Source organism: Kitasatospora sp. SC0581, assembly GCF_048159585.1.
GTDB lineage: Bacteria > Actinomycetota > Actinomycetes > Streptomycetales > Streptomycetaceae > Kitasatospora.
This window is the reverse complement of sequence record NZ_JBLRWA010000010.1, coordinates 215311-233287: the sequence shown is the minus strand read 5'-3', so window position 1 is coordinate 233287 and position 17977 is coordinate 215311. Positions and strand designations below refer to the sequence as shown.

Sequence of the window (17977 nt, the reverse complement as noted above, 5' to 3'; positions counted from 1 at the left end):
GGGGGGGGGGGGGGGCTTCGGGGGGGGCGGGGGCCCCCCCCCGGGGGGGGGGGGGGGGGGTGCTGGGCCCCCCGCCGCCCCCCCCCCCCCACGGCCCGGCACGGTCAGCGCCGCCTCGAACGCCCCGAACGCCCCGAACGCCTCGTCCACTGCCGGGTCCGCCACCGTCCCGGCGGCGACACCCCCGCCCCGCTCGTGGATCGGGCCGCAGACGCCGAGGCGTCACTTACTGTAGGCACATGAGTGCAGATAGGCGTGTCCGGGCGGATATGACCCGGTTCGACACGGATCGCCCCGGCGGGTGAGGGCGTCATGACCGCACCCCGGATCCCCCTCACCATCGACAACACCGCGCTGGTCCTGATCGACCACCAGGTCGGCACGATCGGGTGGGCCGGCGAGCTGGCCGGCGAGGACGAACGCGACCAGCTGACGATGTGGGTGCGCACGATCGTGCGCTTCGCGGCGGCGGTCGGCGTCCCCGTCGTCCTGACCAGCAGCCTCGAGGACCGCCAGCAGGGCCCGCTGCTGCCCGACCTCGAGACCCTCGTGCCCGCCGCGTACGCCGCCCGGGTGCGGCGCGCGGGCGTCATCAACGCGTGGGACGACCCGGCGTTCGTCGAGGCCGTCCGTGCGACCGGTCGGGAGAACCTCCTCGTCGGCGGCCTGACCACCGAGGTGTGCCTGGTGCCGCCGGTCCTGTCCGCGATCGAGGACGGCTTCGGCGTCGCCGTCCTGCTCGACGTGTCGGCGGCCGGCACGCGCACCTCCGCCGCCAACAGCCGCGACACCCTGCGGGCCGCCGGGGCGGAGCTGCTCACCGTCGTCCCGGCGCTGACGCGGCTGCTCGGCAGCTGGCAGAGCGAGCACGCCGCCGCGTTCTTCGACGCCATGGGCGGCGAGGGCGTCTTCGCCGCCTTCGCCCGCGGAAACCTCAGGTAGACCCCGCACCGGCCTCGAACCGGTCCCGCACCGGCCTCGAACCAACCTCGCACCAACGTCGAACCGACCTCGGACAGACCTCGGATAGGGAGCACCCGCATGTCCGGCATCACCGCAGCCGACCGCTTCGAGATCCACGAACTGCTGGCCCGCTACTGGAAGACCGTCGACGAGGGTGACCTCAAGGGCTTCGCCGACACCTTCACCGAGGACGGCAGCCTCACCAACTACACGGGGACGACGACCGGCCGCGAGGCGCTCGCCCAGTGGCTCGACGACTACGGCCCGAGCCGCGCCGGCAACCGGCACATGAGCACCAACACGACCGTCACCGAGGTCGACGCGGACACCGCGACGGTCTGGAGCTACATGGTCGTCATCGCCGCCTTCGAGCCGCGGACCCAGACGCCGCACGTCGCGGCCTACGGCCGGTTCAACGACACGGTGGTCCGCGTCGACGGCGGGTGGCTCTTCAGGGAGCGCCTGATGGACGACCTCGCCCTGAACGCCATCGACTACCCGGGCTGAACCACCGCGGGCGGCGGCCCCTACCCGGTGGCGCCGTCCTGCGCGATGACGGCCCGGGCCCGCTGCGTCCGCGCGCTCAGCTGCTGGGCGAAGCTCCGCAGGGAGTCGGCGTTCCTCGCGATGTACTGGTTGTCGTAGGCGGTCTCCACCGCGACGAGCCGGCCGACCGTGTTCAGGGAGATCTTGCAGGCGATGTCGGCCTCGGCCGTCGGCACCTCGTCGGGGCTGCGCGGGGGCGGCGTCCCGGCGGCGGGGGTGGTGCCCGCCGCGGGGGTGGTGCCCGCCGCGCCCCACTTGCGGTCGCTGTAGGCGTCCGCCGGGTTGGCGTAGCTGTAGCCCTTCCCCTTCATGCACGCGCTCCACTGCGCGTACGCGGCGGTCAGGCGCGGGTCGGTGAGGGGGATCCGGGGGCCCTTGTCGGGCAGGCCCTGCGCGGTGCCCGGCACCGGCGGCGGCCCGCCGAGCGCGTCCGCGCCGGCCTGCCAGCAGCCGCCCTTGGGCACCGGCCTGCCGTTGAAGCCCGTGACCGGCTTCCCCGAGGGGTCCGCTCCGTAGAGCACCGAGGTGACGTCCGGGGAGAGGGTGGAATCGGGGATGACCTGGTTGCGGTCGTACCCCTTCTCGGCCGCCTTCGCCGGGGCGAAGTACCCGTAGAGCTGGGTCCGTTCCCTGGCCGCCGTCGCCGCCTGGGTGAAGGCGTCGTAGGTCTCCTCCGGGGCCTGGAGGCCGAAGTCCTTCATGCAGCGGGCCGCGACGAGGTGCGAGGCCCGACTGATCGTCACCGCCTGTTCGGCGGTCGGCTTGTAGCCGTCGAGGGGCAGGGTGATCTGCTCCGGCCGGTCGATGACCGGCACCTGCCCTGTCGGCGGCGGGCCGGAATTCGCCTGACCTCCACCGGAACAGGCGGAAAGGGAACTCACGGCCACGGCCAGAACGGTGAGCGCGAGCGGGGCGCGTCCCCGCGGTGGCATCGCCATCGGAATTCTTCTCCTCCCTGGAGAAAGACGGAGAAAAGCGGGCGGCGGGCATCCGGAGGACGCCCGCCGCCGCCGGCGGAATCACACGATCTGCACTTCGGAAACGTGCGCGCTGGTGAAGCTGAGGCTTCCGCCGGCGTAGAGGCTGTAGTTCGAGCCGTTCGCCGTGATGATGCCGTTGTTCCACTGCGAGGTCACCAGGTTCACGCCGTCGACGTTGGGGTAGATGGCCCCCACGCTGCCCGCGTAGCAGAGCTGCCAGCCCGACATCCACAGCTCGATGCCGTAGGCCTTCGCCCCGCCGCCGGGGCACTGCACCGGACCGATGGCGCTGGCGGGCGAGGCGGCGACGACGCCTCCGCCGACCACGGTGGCGGCGGCGAGTGTCACCGCGGCAATTCGCTTGCTGATACGAAGATTCATGGAAGTACCGCTCTCCCTGTCCCATTCGACTGACGGATCGTTGCGACCTGGCGATGCGAAATGACCGGCCCGCGCCGGGCTGTTTTCCACGGCCCTCGCGGCCCCGTATCGCCGACAACGGAAGAGAGTGTCACTCGCCGCCGGGATCGACCAGCCCTTGCCGAGGGCCGACGGAATAAAGCGGACAAAGGCGCCCTGGCGGATGGCGGGGAGTAATCCCGAAGACGATCGTCCGATTCGCTTCTGCCTGCGGATATGCCGGGAATTCACGGCCGCCGGAAACAGGTTGATGTACGTACATCGTCAAGTGGCCTTCGGGCCGCCCTCCGGCCGCCGTCTAGCGCAGGAGCCGCAGGGCGAGGACGTCGCGGCGGACCGGGCTCACCCGGGTGCACCCGCTCGACCTCGAAGGCGAACACGCCCAGCACCTCGTTACGGGGCGGGAAGATGGCGCGGATCGCTTCGAACTGTTCGGCCTCGGCGGCACGGTGGTTGACGGCCGCCACGCGCTCGCTGCCGAACGTCTCCTCGAAGGTGCGTACGTCCCGATCCGGGTGACCCGGGCCAGGGAACTCGACTCACGGCAGGTGAAGTTGATCATGTCTCCAGGCTTGATCCGCTTCATCGACTCGTAGGCGACGCGGGCCTCGACGGTCTTCTCCCCGGAGGCGATCAGGTCGAAGTACTGCCGGTAGATCGGCATATCGCGGGGGCGCTCCGTCTGGGAGTCATACGTGGCGGGCCGGCGGTTACTCATCAGCGCCTTCCGTGCGGTCGTGGTGCACGAATGGAAGAAGTGCCTGGGACCGCTCGGTACGAGTTCGCCGCCTCGCTCCTCATTAGCCGTTCTGGAGTGAAGAGCGAGTGCGCGCGACGGCGTGTGCGGCCCGGCCCGCACGGGATGCGGGCGGGGCCGGTGACCTCATTTAAATTTTGGCCACCCAGAGAAGCGCGACGGCTATGCGCCTATGCCCGATAAAATTGGCTAATTCCATACCTAACTTCATCAGGAAACTCGTCGACACAAACTCCTCCCACAAGGCCAGAGGACAGCAGAAGCCCAATTGATTTGCCAATCTCCTCCCCTGCGGCATCGACGAGTTCCTCATCCAGGGCTACATGAATCAATGCATCTAGCGCCCTATGGTCTCGCCATCTTGCAAGGTCGATCGCGGCTTCACAGCGAATAGACACGCTCTCTGATTCATTCAGCAGCACCTCAGAGAGGCGCGCCGCCCTCCAGTCCCAACTCAGACGACCCGATTTCCGCAGGTGCTCCAAAAATACCCTCGGTGGCTTATATCCGTGACTCTCCATATAATGAATGATCATCATTGGAGCAGAGTACACCTCGCCATCTTGAAGGTAATATCGATATTCACCATTCCCTTCAAATATTGAGCCTCCGGGGCAAAATTCACAGTCATGCGTTCCCAGCATGAGCCTTCCCAGGTGCCGCGAGGAACTTCTAACAAGCTCCAAATCCGCAGCTGCCACAGGAGAAGCCCCATTGGACTGCATTCCTCGCTCTCTACCAAGCCATCCAACACAACGCATCGGGATCGGAAATCTTGTATATTCATAAACCGAAAGATCGAGATATTCCACAGTTCCTCCAGATACAGCAAGCTGGGGGGCAGTATAGCCGCCCCCCAGCTTGCGCAACGATCAATTTGCTAGTGCTTCTAGCTGCAGTCTAGCTAGCGCCGCGGATCCTTGGGCCCTCTACAGGCTGCCCAGTGGCAGTTCCCCTTATTGGGCTCAAGCAGTTCACTCAGCAACTTCCTCTCGTCCACGACATCCGTTCCATCTCGGAAGCGGAAGCCAGGCCCGAGCGGCGCCAGGGTATAGTTCGGAATCTCAGAGCCCGGCCCAAAAACCTCCAATGGCTTCTTATTGGGCCCCCAGGGGCCAGAAATAGTCAACCCCTCCACTTGCTCGATAGTAAAACCATGTTCTCCATAGAATGAAAGCCAAGTACCTTCGGGAATAATTACAGTTCCATTCTCCGGCTGCCATGACCCGTGACCATGATAGACAACCTCTCCATCATTTCGGAAAGGAGAAAAGATGCGGCGTGCGCCACCAGACGTTGGCCCTCCGGAATCCGAAAGAGTTTTGCGCGGCGACTTACTTTTAGAGAAAGCCGCTTTCAGTGCCTTTTTTACCCCCCCAGCTTCTTTGATCGCCGCCCTGGCGAACTTGAATGCCTTGATTCCGCCCTTTACTACCCCGACGCCATCAAAGGCCGTCTCCGCGGCAAATTCGGAGAATCTGCCGGCCTGATAGAATCTGTCGTTGGTGGGAACTCCAAAAAGTTCCGCCATCGGGTGATCGGTCGGCTGCATCGGAGAGATTCCAGGGAATACTGGGCCGACGCCGGTCTGTGCACTGATAGATCCGTTGACCGACGACATGGCGTTGTTCATCGCCGAGTACGGGCCCGGGCTGTGCTCTGTCAACCATCCGATGCCCTCATCCACCACACCCGTGACCCACTTTTCGGCCGACTTGAGCGCGGTTTTGCACCAACCGCAACTCCAAAGGCCGTCGGGATCGCTGAGGTTGACGGGGTTGTTGTTGCTGTAGGCGTAGCCGTTGATCTGCTGCGGGTCGCTGAGGTCAAGGATGGGGTCGACGGAGATGAAGCGTCCGTTAACCGCGTCGTACTCACGGGCACCGAGGTGGGTGAGGCCGGTGGTGGAGTCGTTGGTGCCGCCGACGAAGCCGCGTTCGGTGGGCCAGGAGGCCGGCTTCTTGCCTCGGGGGGTACCGAAGGGCGTGGTGTCGCCTCGGGTGTAGAGGTTGTCGGCGCTGATGGTGAGTTGGGCGGTTCCCTGCTGGTCGTTGATGAGGTAGTTGAGACTGCCGTCGGAGGCCTTGACAACGGTGGCGTTGGCGACAGCGATGTAGCGGGTGCCGGTGACCTTGTTGGCGGTCTTGTCGAGTTTGAGCTCCTGGCCGTCCAGGTAGAGGGTCACCGCGTCGGGCTCACGGCGCAGGAGGCGGTTGCCGTTGGCGTCGTAGAGGAAGGTCGTGCTCTTGCCCGCGGTGGTGGACTTGGCGAGGTGGCCCTCGGTGTCCCAGTCCAGCGTCTGGTCGCCGTCGGCGGTGACGCGGCGGACGGTGTTGCCGGCCTCGTCGTAGGTGAAGGTGTCGGTCCGGGCACCGGTCCCGGTGATGTCGACCCGGGACAGGGCGTGGGGTCGAGTGCCTCCCGCAGCGGGGTAGGTGGAGGTGCGCTGGGTCTGGTCGCTCAGCGGGTTCTCGGGGATCTGGGTGAGCTGCGCCCAGGGCAGCCAGCTGCCGGTGGCGTAGGCCCGCTTGCTGTAGTTGATCGCCCCGCCGGCGACCGTGATGAGCTTCAGGTCACCGCCGGAGCTGACGACCGCCGCGGACGTGGGCTGGTTGAGCTGGCCGACGACCTGGCTGACGTTGCCCCAGCCCGCCCAGGTGGCGTCGGGCTTGCGGATGGTGTGCCAGATGTTTCCGCCCGCGATGACGGCGACTTCGAGGCCGGCGCCGGTCGCGGTGGCGGTGAGATTGGCGGGCGAGGTGAGCGCACCAGTAGCACCGTAGACGTCACCCCACTTCTGCCATATCCCGTTGCCGAAGCGCACGGTGTGCCAGAGCCTGTCGCCCGCGATCACGATGACCTCAAGGCCGGAGCCGGTGGCCGCGCTGGTGACGCGGGTGGCACTGGTGAGGCTGCCGGTCTCGCCGTAGACGTTGCCCCAGCCCCCCCATTCGCCCTTGGAATTGCGCAGGGTGTGCTTGAGCGTCCCGTCGGACAGGGCGAGGACCTCCAGACCGGAGGCGGTGGCGGACAGCGAGAGCTGGCTCGGGTTGGCGATGGGCCCGACCACGTTGGTGACGTCACCCCACCCTCCCCACTTGCCGTTGGCGTCGCGCAGGGTGTGCCACACCCTGCCGCCGGCGACGGCCATGATCTGCAGGGTGTTGTCGGCCCAGGCCGCCGCGACGTACTCGACGGCGGCGGGCAGAGGCCCGGCCTGGGTCTTGTGCAGGTTCTCGAAGTTGGCCCACGTGCCGTCGGCGCGCTGCTGGGCGAGGTAGACCTGGCCGTCGGCGATCGCGACGGAGGCGGTCTGCCCGTCACCGGCGATGGCGACGGAGGTCACCTTGCCGGTGTCCATCAGCGGACCGGGGGCGGCACCGAAGCTGCGGTTGGTCGCTTGGGTACGGTTGCCGGCTGCGTCGTAGGTGTAGCTGCTCCAGTACGGGTCGACTCCGCCGACATGGGGGCCGTTGGTCGGGGTCGGCTCCGCGACACAGCTGTCGGTCGCCGACCAGGCGTTGGTCAGGCGCTGGGCGAAGTCGTACGTGTAGCACTGGGTGTCCGTGACAACGGGGTTGCCACGGTCGTCGCGAACCCGGGTGATATTGCCGACCGGGTTGTAGGTGTAGGTCTTGTTGTTGAGGACCTGCGGTGTGGAGTAGCCATCGGTCCGGGCCTGCGCTAGGCGCTGGGTGGCGTCCTCGTAGACGTAAGTCTGAACGGCACCGGAGCCGAAGCGGCCGACGATGCTCTGCGTGAGCTGACCGTACGCGCTGTACGAGTTGCCCTGGGAGTAGACCTGGTTGCCGCCGTCACTGACGGTGGTGGGCAGGCCCAGCAGGGTGTAGTTGCGGTGGATGCCCTCCTGCGGGAGTCCGCCGCCGGCCGGGTAGGTCGTGGTGTCGGCCAGGCCGGTGTTGGGCGTGTAGGTCTGGGAGGTGCTGTAGGTTCCGGCGAGGAGTCCTTCGCTGTCCGGGACGGTGACGGTGGTTCCGGTGGGCCGGGCCGCACCGTCGAACCCGGTGATGCCGGTGGTGTAGGCCTTGCCGTTCTCCCAGCGGGTGCTGCCAGTGGCCATACCGTTGCTGCCAGGCAGGGTGTCAAAGGCCCATTCGGCCAGCTTGGTTCCGCTCGTGGAGCCGTCGAACATCGCCGTCTTGCGGCCAAGGACGTCGTAGGCGTAGGCGAGCGTCTTGCCGCGGGCGTCCGTGACAGTGGCGAGTGTGCCGTCGGTGTTGTAGGTGCTGGTGGTGGTGCCCTTGTCCGGGTCGACGGCCTTGGTCTGGCGGCCGAGCAGGTCGTACTCCCAGGTCCAGGCGTTGCCCGCGGCATCGGTGAACCGGGTGAGCTTGCCGGCCGGGTTGTAGGAGTACCTCAGGGTCTCGTAGGCCGACGCGGGGGCGTCGAAGTCCGGGCTCCCGCTCTTGTACTGCCGCACCTCGGAGGTACGCCCGTGGGCGTCGGTGATGGTGAGCGTGGGTGTTCCGCCGGCGGGCGGGGTGGTCGCGCCCCAGTTCACCCCGTAGCGGGTGGTGGTACGCCACTTCTCCATGTTCAGGGACTTGAAGATGCTGGCGGTGGGCCGGTCAAGGCCGTCGAACTCGGTCTCCGTCTGGGACGGGACCTTGTTGTCCAGACCGATCCACAGCGCCGCTGCCGGGGCCCCGTCGGCGTGGTACGCCGCGTTGGCGCGGTAGACCCGGCCGTGGCTGTCGTAGAAGCTGTCGGTGATGTTGCGGCCGCCGTCGACGTCGTATGCCTGCTCCTGGACCTGGCGCGGGCGCAGGAGACCGTCGTACAGGGAGATGCTGGTGCGGTAGTCGCCGTTCTCCAGCAGGGTCTTGGTCGTGAGGGCGGGCTGCTTGCCCGGCTCGATCGTGTATGTGTACGTTGCGTTGGCCGACGCACTCTTGTCCCGACCCGGGTTCCACACGGCGGTGGTGCGGCCCATGGCGTCGTAGTCGACGTGGGTGGTGCGGTTGTTGGCGTCGACGACCTTCACCGGCAGGGCGCGCAGGCCGTCGTAGGTGGTGGTGGTCGTGAACTTCTTGGGGTTGGTGGACTGGACGACGGTGGCCTGGGAGCCGCTCGCCGGGGTGTAGGACGTCGTGGTTTCCGCGTTGTTGACGTCCTTGACGGAGATGGCTCGCCCGTACTGGTCGTACGCGGTGGTACTGACCGTCACGTAGTGCGGGGTGGCGCCGTCGTATCGGTCCAGAGCTTCCGTCGTGGTGGCGTAGCCCTTACCCGCCTCCGGTGCCAACCCGAAGGCCTTGCCATCGTAGACCGTCCTGGCTTCGCTCGTGACGGTCGTTGGCGTGGCATTCGCCGAGCAGAGCGTGCTGGTGGTCTGGACAGACAGCGGGTAGGAGATGAGCCAGTTGGCGGTGTCCGGGGTGACGTAGGCGGTGCGGGTGCACTGCTCGTCGCCGGTGACGTTCGTGTCGCCCTCATCGGAGACGGTCGTGACCTGGCCGTAGTCGTTGAAGGTGCTGCTCGACCTCACGGTACGGGCGGTGCTGCCGTCCGGCTGGAGTGCCTTGGTGGTGGTGCTCTCGGTGCGGACCATCGCGGCGGTCACCGGGGGCAGGGCCGTGGCCTCGGGCCGGCCGGTCTCGTGCGGCAGGGACGCGGTGGGCTTGCCGTCCTTGCTGGGCAGGGCCTTCACCGCCCGGCTCGCGGTACTGCGGACCCAGGGGTTGTTCACCACGCTGGTGATCGGCTTGCCACCGTCACCGTCGTCCTTGTCATAGCCGATGGTCTCGCGGGCGTAGCCGGCGAGTTCGTTGCTGTCCTTGACGCCCTGGAGGGGGCTGACCGGCCTCGGTTGGCCGTTGGCGAGGGTGTCGCCGTCCATGCCGCGGAAGTAGACGGTCTCGGTCAGGCTCTTGCCGGAGTCGCCGACGCGGGTGCGGACCCGCTGGTAGCCGCGGAAGTCGTTCCAGGTGCGCTGCTTGTCGGGGGTGAACTCGGAGTTGTCGCGCCGCCAGGCGGCCCCGTCGAGGTACTCGTAGCCGGTGACCTTGTCGGGGGATCCGGATCCGGCGACCAGGTCGTGCTCGGTGACCTTCTCCACGAGGTACTTGTGGAACCAGTCCAGGACCGGATCGACCGCGCCTTCGGGGGTCCACCAGGAGGGGTAGCAGCGCCTGGTGTTGCCGTCCGGGGCGGGCAGGGAGCCGGCGACGCAGTCGATGGCGGTGTACGTGATGTCGGTGTTGGAACCGGTCTCGGAGGTGATCCGGTTGATCCGGAACCGGTTCATCGGCGGACGGCCCTCGGCGGAGTCGACCCGGTTGGGAAGCGGGTCCCCGTGACCGAACACGACGGGCTGGAGCGTCTGCTGGGTGGCGCCGGCCTTGGCCGTGCGGGTGATGGACTTCAGCCACAGGGCCCGGCCGCCGCTGTCACCGGTGGGCGGGAAGCCCTGGTCCAGGCTCCAGGCGTCGATGTCCTTGTAGCCGCCGTCACCCTGCAGAGCCTGCGTACTGATGCCCGTCAGTCGCTTCTTCGACCAGAAGGTCGGGGCGCCGTTGCGGCAGTCCTGATCCTTGTCGCAGGACTGGTCGACCGGAGTGTCGTACCAGTTCGCGGCGTTGGCCTTGGTGAAGGAGCAGTCACCCTCCATGCACCGGTCGGCAGTGGAGAAGGCGACCCTGCCGGCCGGCGAGGCACTGTAGACCTGCCCGGCCCGGTGACCGTACTCGATGCGGTTCAACGTGGCGGCACGAGTGTAGACCGCATCGGCCTTGGGGACGCTGGTCGCGGCGCCACTGTTCTTGGCGTAGGCGTTCTTCTCCTGGTCGTAGAAGTACGCCACCGCGTTCCCGTGCGGGTCCACGACGTAGTCCAGCTGCCAGCGCCAGGCCCGCTCCCGCGAGGAGTCCTTGAACGCCGCGGCGTAGCCGGGCTCGCCGGGCTGGTTGCCGAACACGGGGACGGTCAGGGCCGCACCGGTCTCGGGCTTGCCGGCGCTCCAGCCGGGCAGGCGGTTCTTGCCGAAGAAGTACTGGGTGCCGTCGGTCGTGGTGACCTTCCAGTACTCGTTGTCGGTGTCACCGTTGGCGGTGTCCGTGGCGTTGCCGTTGAGCTTCTCCACCCGCGAGCCGTCGTCGTTCGACAGCTTCCACGTACCGCTCGCGTCATCGCGCACCAGCGCGGAGGCATTGCCGTTGAGCGAGATGGTGGCGTTGTCGGACTTCCAGCACAGGTCACCACCCTTGTCGGGAGCGTTGCTGCCCGAACCCTTGTCATCTGCGCACGCGGTGTAGCTGCGCTCGACGAAGCCGGGGTTGTAGTCCCAGCCGTCACCGATCCACGAGGACTGGTTGTTGGTGGACGCGGTACGCCCGTCGATGGCCCCAGAGGAGTAGCCGAGAGCGACCTTGGGGGTCAGGTCGCCGGGCACCGGCGGCACTGAAATGGGGTAGGACCAGTCGAAGGAGCCGGTGTTGCCGGTCACCGACCAGGTGCTGGACGGGGACAGCGAGGTCGCCTTGTAGTCGCCCTCCGGGCCCGATGCCCCGGCCGTGGCGGCCAGAACCGTCCCTCCGCCAGCCGACGCGCTGGCCGTCTGGACGAACGATGCCTTGACGGCGCCGTCACCGGAGACCTGGCCAGCAGGTGCGGTCACCGCGACGTCCGCCGTCAGGGTGCCGGCCTTGGCGTCGTTCGACGCGGCCAGCGGCGTGGCCGTACGGCACTGCGGCTGGTCCGGCGTCGTCAGCGCACACGCGGGCAGCTGAACGAAAGTCAGGCGCGAACCCCAGTCGGCCCCGAACGACTCCCGGAAGGCCTTGTAGTCCAACTCGACCCGGGCCTTGTCCGGCGTAGCACTGCCCGCCACCGGCTCCAGGTCGACCAGGACACCGTCGAGACCCACAGTGGCCGCCGCAGCCCGGTCGGACAGGCCAACCCGGACCTTGGACTGCCCACCCGTCGCCGGGTCCGACCCAACGGAGGTAACAATCAGCGGCAGGCCGGGCGCCTTCCCCTGGGGTGAGAACTTCGGCGCCGAGGCCGCCGGCACGTCGACCTCGGCCTTCCCCGGCTTGGGCCACGCCGCAGCCGGAGGCGCGGTCGGAGGCTGGGCCGCCTTCGAGTCGGGGCGTTCCACCTCGACCTTGGAGAGCGGGACAGACTCGGTGTGCTGGACGGGCGGCAGCTTGAACTCGTTGCCGGCCGCTACCGCGATGGCCGGAATCTGCATGGCGGCGGCCATCAGAGCCGTTACGGCTATGGGCGCAACTTTACGGAGTACTGGGCGTGTTATTGCCTCGGACCGTCGCTTTCGCGGTCCGGGCAATGCGCCCGCTTCGGATGGATGCATCCGTTTCTTTCCTCTTGGTCGTCTTGTGCGGGTGCGATCACACCCGGCGAGACGCTACCAAGGGCTTCTGACGAGATGCTCGTTGATGATTCGTCACGCACTCGACTCAGAGTCATTTATCTCTCTTTTATAACTCCTTTGCATACTCAGTGGAACTCCCCTGCCTTGGCGGCGTGACGTATAGGGATGGTTTGTCTCATAAAGTCCTCTATCCTTGCTCACTCTCCGCACTGCGTGATCACAATGTGGCATCAGATTTCCCCCTCCCTCCAGAACCAGCCGCCTCACACTCCACCGGATCGTCACCACTCGCTTGCATGATGGGGGCGCCCTCGAATCGAACAGAAAGTGAAGTGGATGCACCATCACAACGCCCACCGAATAGGGCGAACGGCTCAGAAGTCGGCGGCCGCGCTGATCGCAGCGGCCGCCGTCGGAATCGCAGCGATGGGACCAATTCCCGCCCGCGCGGATACCGGACGTACATCCACCACTTCCCAGCCGAACGCCCCCGAACAAGATGCCTTGTTGAAGGCTCATCAGGTCGGAAAGCCTGTCGAGGTCGCGGGTCGGCAGGACGAGACGACCGACCTCCTGGCGAACCCGGACGGCAGCTTCACCCTGCGCCGGCACGCACGGCCGGTCCGCGCGAAGGTCGGTGGGCAGTGGCAGCCGGCCGACGCCACGCTGGAGCGCCGCAGCGATGGGACGATCGCGCCGAAGGCCTCCGTCTTCCCGATGACGTTCTCCGCAGGCGGCAGCACTGCACTGGCGACCATGCAGAAGGACGGCAAGTCCCTCGCCATCACCTGGTCGACGCCGCTGCCGCAGCCCGAGCTGAACGGCAGCACGGCCCTGTACCGCGACGTACTGCCCGGCGTGGACCTGAAGGTCCTCGCCGAGGCCGACGGCTTCGCCCACCAGCTGATCGTCAAGACCCGCCAGGCCGCGAACGATCCCCGCCTGGCCCAGGTCACCTACGGCCTGAAGACCTCGGGCATCACCCTCAACGCCGACAAGGACGGCCGGATCGCCGCGACCGACGCCGCCGGCGGCACGGTCTTCACGGCGGAGGCCCCGCGGATGTGGGACTCCCACGCCCCAGCCGCCACCGTCGCCCAACAGCAGCAGCCCACCGCCGCAGCCTCCCCGTTGAAGGCCAAAGCCGCACTGGCAGCTGCCCCAGCCGCCGACAGCACCACGCCGTCGGCCCCGGCCACCCCCGACGGTGCCGAGCACGCACCGAAGACGATGGCCACCGAGATCACCGCGGACACCCTGCGGGTCACCCCGGACGCCGACCTGCTGCACGGCCCGGACACCGTCTTCCCGGTCGTCATCGACCCGACGTTCACCGACGGCTGGCGCAACCGCTGGGCGGTCGTCTACTCCGCCACGCCCAACGACGCCTACCCGGACGGCAACGGCTGGCACTCCGACAACCCGGCGGACGAGCCCCGCGTCGGCTACAACGGCAGCGGCAACACCCGCTCCTACTTCGAGATGAACACCCGCGGCCTGGCCGGGTCCACCATCATGTCGGCGACCTTCCACGTCGAGGAGACCCACTCCTGGGGCTGCGACCCGGCCGCGGCGGGCAACACCGAGCTCTGGGCCACCGGCCCCATCGACACCACCACGCCGACCTGGAACAACCAGGCACCCTGGCTGTGGCAGCTCGACGCCAAGGCCTTCGCCCATGGCAACCCCACCTACTGCCCCGGCGTGCAGGGCGCGGACTTCAGCACCGAGAACCTGCGCCAGGTCGTCCAGGGCGTCGCCGACCGGGGCGACAACAGCGTCACCTTCGGACTGCGCACCCCCGACAACTACCTCGGCAACAAGAACAGCTACAAGCGGTTCAAGAACAACCCCTGGCTGGAGATCACCTACAACCGGCCCCCCATCCTCAACGACTACGCGGCCTGGGAGGGGCAGTGGACGCCGGGCAGCAGCAGCAACGTCAACGTACCGTGCGTCAGCGACCCGGCCGCCTGGCCCACCGTCGGCCGGAACGACGTCGTCCTGACCGCCAGGATCTCCGACCCTGACAGCGACGTCGGCCTGAGTGCCAAGTTCGAGGCCTGGGACCACGACACAGGGCAGTACATCCTGGTCGATCGCGCCTCTGCCCCCGGTGGGACCTGGGCCATCACGAGGCTCGGCTGGGCCAAGATGCGTGACGGCGGCCGCTACAAGTGGCGCGTCCAGGCCGAGGACGGCATCGCCGGCTCGGGCTTCGGCCGCGACTGCGGCTTCAACGTGGACAGCACTCCGCCGTCCAAGCCGACCGTCACCGCCGCGGACGGCCACAGCATCGACGTCGAGGACGTGCCCGCCCGCACCCCGCGCACAGTCAAGTTCGCCTCCAGCGACCAGTTCGGCCTGAAGGGCTTCTGCTACTCCCTCAACAAGCCCCTGCCCGTGGTCAACCAGGGCTGCGGCGGCACCTGGGTGGACGCCGGCCCGGACGGAACCGCGACCGTCTCGTTCACACCCACCATGTGGCCGACCAACCGGCTCACCGTCCAGGCCATGGACAAGGCCGGCAACCTCTCCCCGTACGACGGTTCGGACGGCGGCCCCAACTCCAGCACCAGGCTGATCACGACCGCGTTCCCCGAGTTCGTCCGCGACGCCACCGACCCGACCCTTCTGCGCGATCGCCTCGGCGACCTGACCGGTGACGGGCACGCCGACCTAGTGGCCGCCACCAGCACCGGCGAACTCGTCCTCTACCCCGGTCGCGGCGACGGCACCTTCGACCAGCCCCGGACCGTCGCCAACCCCGGCTGGTCCGGTGCTCTGATCACCCATCGGGGCAACTTCACCAACCAGAACCCGGGCCAGACCGAGGACGGCTACGAGGATTTCCTCGTCAAGCAGGGCACCCGGCTCTACCTCTACCCCGGCAACGGCCTGGGCGCTCCCGACGAGTCCAAGCGCACCGAGCTGGTCCACCCCAGCGGGGGCGACTGGTCCGGCACCAGCCAGATCGTCGCCACCGGCAACCTCGACGGTCGTGCCGGGAACGACCTGATCGCCAAGGACGGCGACGCTCTCGTCCTCTACAGCGGCACCGTGGAAGGCCCCCTCGCCGCCGATACCGGCACCAACAAGCTGAAGCCCGGCACCGTCGTCTCCGCCTCCGGCTGGAGCGACTACGACGTCCTCGCCCCCGGCGACGTCAACGGCGACGGAATCCCCGACCTGCTCGCCCGACGCAGCACCACCGACCCGAACGACGCCGAGTACGGACGCGTCCGCCTCGTCCTAGGCGGCCGCAACGCCGACGGCCGCGGCTACCAGGTCGGCGCCCCCGCCGACGGCACGGTCTACGCCACCGGCTTCGACCCCCAGCACCGGCCCCTGATCACGACCCCGGGCAACCTGCACGGCAGCGTCGCCGACAGCGGCAAGGGCTACCGGCTGTTCACCCCGACCCCGGGCCAGACCACCGGCGACATCCTCGCCACCACCCCGGCCGATCCCGCCACCCCGGTGACCTACTACACCGCCGACGGGACCGCCCAGACCACCACCTGCCCCACCGGCTGCCTGCTGATGTACCCGGGCACGCCCACCGGGCTCGGGCAGCCGCGCCTGGCAGCCCAGGGCAACCTGCACACCGTCACGGCGCTGGACGGCGGGCAGAGCCTGCGCAGCCCGGCGACGGCGATGACACGCGCCGCCGACGGCACCCTCGTCGCGGTCAAGACCAACGCCGACGGAAGCCTGTGGGCGACCAACCAGACGAGCACCACCGGTGGCTTCCGCAGCTGGTACGCGCTCAGCGGCCCGGGCGTCCACACTGGTGACCCCGCGCCGATCCTGTCGCCGGCCGCCGGTAGCACCGTGCACGTCTTCGCCCGCACCCGTACCGGCCAGATCGTCGACTACGCCCAGACCGGGCCCACCTCGGCCTTCAGCCCCGCCGCGGTGGTCGGCAGTTCCGCGCCGGTGTTCGCTCAGGACCCCGCCGTCAACCTCGCCGCCAACGGCAGCATGATCGTCACCGCCGTCGACACGGCCGGCGACCTGTGGGCGACCAACCAGCCCGCGCCCGGCGCCGCGTTCGGTGCCTGGTTCAAGGTCAGCGCCAGCGGCGGCCTCACGGGTCGCTCCGCGGCCGTCCTGTCGCCCGCGGGAGGCGGGACCGCCAATCTGTTCGCCCGCACGACGAACGGGCACATCGGCTACTTCGGCCAGGGCAGCCCCACCAGCGGATACAGCCCGGGTGCCTACCTCGGCACCACCTCGCCCGTCTTCGCCGGGGATCCGAGCGTCACCACGGCCTCCAACGGCACCATGATCGTGGCCGCCATCGACGTCAACGGCGACGTCTGGGCCATCGACCAGGCCGCGCCGGGGACGGCGTTCCGCGAGTGGTACAGGATCAGCGTCAGCGGCGGTACCGGCGGCGCCACCAGCATCGTGCTGTCCGCCGGAGCCGGAGGTACCGTCAACATCGTCGCCCGCACGAGCAACGGGCACATCGCCCTGTTCGGCCAGGGCGGCCCGACCACCGGGTTCAGCACCGGCGCCTACCTCGGCAACCCGAACATGACCTTCGCCGGAGACCCGCGCGTCACACTCCTCGACAACGGGGCCATGATCGTCATGACCACCGACGTCGCAGGAGCCACCTGGGCGATCGACCAGCCCACTCCTGGATCCGACTTCCGCTCCTGGTACCAGGTCTGAGCACCGACAAGGTAGGACAGCCAGGCCGCCCTCCGCGCGAGGGATCGCGCGGAGGGCGGCTACCGGGCTTCGGCGAGGAGCGGTGCGAGGACCGGAACGCCGTCGAACGGGCCGTCGACAAGCTCGGGCACGCCGGAGCAGTCGCGGCCCGCTACGACGAACGCGGGTGCGTCTACCTCGGCACGGTCACCACGGCCGCCCTCGCCTTCCGGCTCCGCACATGACCGACCGGATGGGTCCCAGCCGCCGTGGCCCGGCGTGGGAACTCCCGGCCGGGTGCGGGCGGCAGCCCGATCCGGGCCGGGTCGGTGCGTTCGGCGGCGGGTGTGTCGGGGGACTTCGCGCGTTTGGCCTCGTCGACGGAACCGGGGCCGTGGATGGTGAGTTCGAAGTCCTGGTGCGCCTTGGCGTCCGGCGCGAACGGCAGGCGGATCCGGCCGTCCGCGACCAGGCGGCGCACCTCGGCCCGGCTCAGGCCGAGACCGAGCTGGAGCAGCCGCTCCACCCGGACCGGCGCGGGCAGCTCGAAGCGCACCCGCACCGGGAGCGGGTTCGGGTCGTCGAGCGCGTACAGCGGCATGCGGGCCTCCAGCTCCCACGTCCCGGTCCAGTCGAGCCGGTACCGGTTCTTCGCCGCGAGCGACGCGCTCATCACCAACTCCCGTACCGCTGCCGGGTCGTTGGTCTCGTACGCCACCAGCCGGGCCGGCTCCAGCGTCGAGACGTGGGCGCGCTCGTGGACGGGCGCCTTCGAGGTCCGGTCGCACGTCGCGCAGCTCAGCAGCAGCCAGACGTCGAGCAGCTTGCCGTTCGCGTTGACGCGGATCTTCCCCGAGGCGCGGTGCCGCGTGCCGGGGCAGTCCGGGCAAGGCCGGACGACGGTGGGCAGGGCGGACTGACGCACGGCCCACAGGGCCTTGCGGTCGGTATTCATGTGTTGGGTGCTTTCAGGACTCAGCAGGAGGGCATGCCGAACTCACTCGGCTGCTCCCGCTCTCTGACGGATGCTCACGAGGGGCGCGACCGATCGCCCCGGGGCCGGTTCGTCAGGCTCCGAGGTCGATCGCGCGACAGGTACGTACTACGTGGCAGTCATCAAAAGTCCATGCGGGAGATCATGATCGGGACGGCGCCCCGCGGCAACCGGATTTCCCCCCGCCCTCGGCCGGCGCTCGCGCGCAGCCCCGCCCACCTCCCGGCACCGCCGGGGCCACGGACCCGACCCCCGCGCCCGGCGCACCCGGGCGCTGGGGTCGGGTCCGTGGTGCGGTGGTC

Annotated in this window: 9 protein-coding genes and 1 pseudogene; 4 read left to right on the top strand and 6 right to left on the bottom strand. The window is 68.5% G+C overall.

What is annotated here, in order from left to right; translation table 11 throughout:
* Positions 1-312 precede the first annotated feature (312 nt).
* Positions 313-942, top strand: coding sequence for an isochorismatase family protein (locus ACLWS4_RS18870; protein ID WP_117484974.1), 630 nt, complete (start codon positions 313-315; stop codon positions 940-942).
* A 99-nt stretch (positions 943-1041) separates the two neighbouring features.
* Complete coding sequence (locus ACLWS4_RS18865; RefSeq protein ID WP_117484976.1) at positions 1042-1470, top strand: nuclear transport factor 2 family protein; 429 nt, start codon at positions 1042-1044, stop codon at positions 1468-1470.
* A gap of 20 nt (positions 1471-1490) precedes the next feature.
* Here ACLWS4_RS18865 and ACLWS4_RS18860 read toward each other — a convergent pair whose 3' ends face one another.
* The gene (locus tag ACLWS4_RS18860) at positions 1491-2324 is read right to left on the bottom strand and encodes a hypothetical protein (protein WP_416874685.1); all 834 of its coding nucleotides are present in this window, start codon (positions 2322-2324) and stop codon (positions 1491-1493) included.
* 204 nt (positions 2325-2528) lie between these two features.
* A complete protein-coding gene (locus tag ACLWS4_RS18855) occupies positions 2529-2870 on the bottom strand; it encodes a hypothetical protein (protein ID WP_416874684.1) in 342 nt (113 codons plus the stop codon).
* 389 nt (positions 2871-3259) lie between these two features.
* Here ACLWS4_RS18855 and ACLWS4_RS18850 point away from each other — a divergent pair, with 389 nt between their 5' ends.
* Positions 3260-3505 carry a hypothetical protein gene (locus ACLWS4_RS18850; RefSeq protein WP_416874693.1) on the top strand — a complete coding sequence of 82 codons (246 nt, stop codon included), beginning with the start codon at positions 3260-3262 and terminating at the stop codon, positions 3503-3505.
* A gap of 5 nt (positions 3506-3510) precedes the next feature.
* Here the strand turns inward: ACLWS4_RS18850 and ACLWS4_RS18845 are convergent.
* From ACLWS4_RS18845 to ACLWS4_RS18835, 3 genes and pseudogenes are all read right to left on the bottom strand, one after another.
* Positions 3511-3573 (bottom strand): annotated as a pseudogene (locus ACLWS4_RS18845) (RNA-binding protein); the annotation flags it as partial.
* Between the two features lie 263 nt (positions 3574-3836).
* Positions 3837-4535, bottom strand: coding sequence for a hypothetical protein (locus ACLWS4_RS18840; RefSeq protein WP_416874683.1), 699 nt, complete (start codon positions 4533-4535; stop codon positions 3837-3839).
* A gap of 35 nt (positions 4536-4570) precedes the next feature.
* Complete coding sequence (locus tag ACLWS4_RS18835) at positions 4571-11878, bottom strand: RHS repeat domain-containing protein (RefSeq protein ID WP_416874682.1); 7308 nt, start codon at positions 11876-11878, stop codon at positions 4571-4573.
* Between the two features lie 648 nt (positions 11879-12526).
* On the opposite strand from ACLWS4_RS18835, the gene ACLWS4_RS18830 reads away from it, so the two are divergent.
* Complete coding sequence (locus ACLWS4_RS18830) at positions 12527-16702, top strand: hypothetical protein (protein ID WP_416874681.1); 4176 nt, start codon at positions 12527-12529, stop codon at positions 16700-16702.
* A gap of 172 nt (positions 16703-16874) precedes the next feature.
* Here the strand turns inward: ACLWS4_RS18830 and ACLWS4_RS18825 are convergent, their stop codons facing one another.
* Positions 16875-17636 (bottom strand): DUF1062 domain-containing protein, encoded by a 762-nt coding sequence (locus tag ACLWS4_RS18825; RefSeq protein ID WP_416874680.1) that lies wholly within the window; start codon positions 17634-17636, stop codon positions 16875-16877.
* Positions 17637-17977 lie beyond the last annotated feature (341 nt).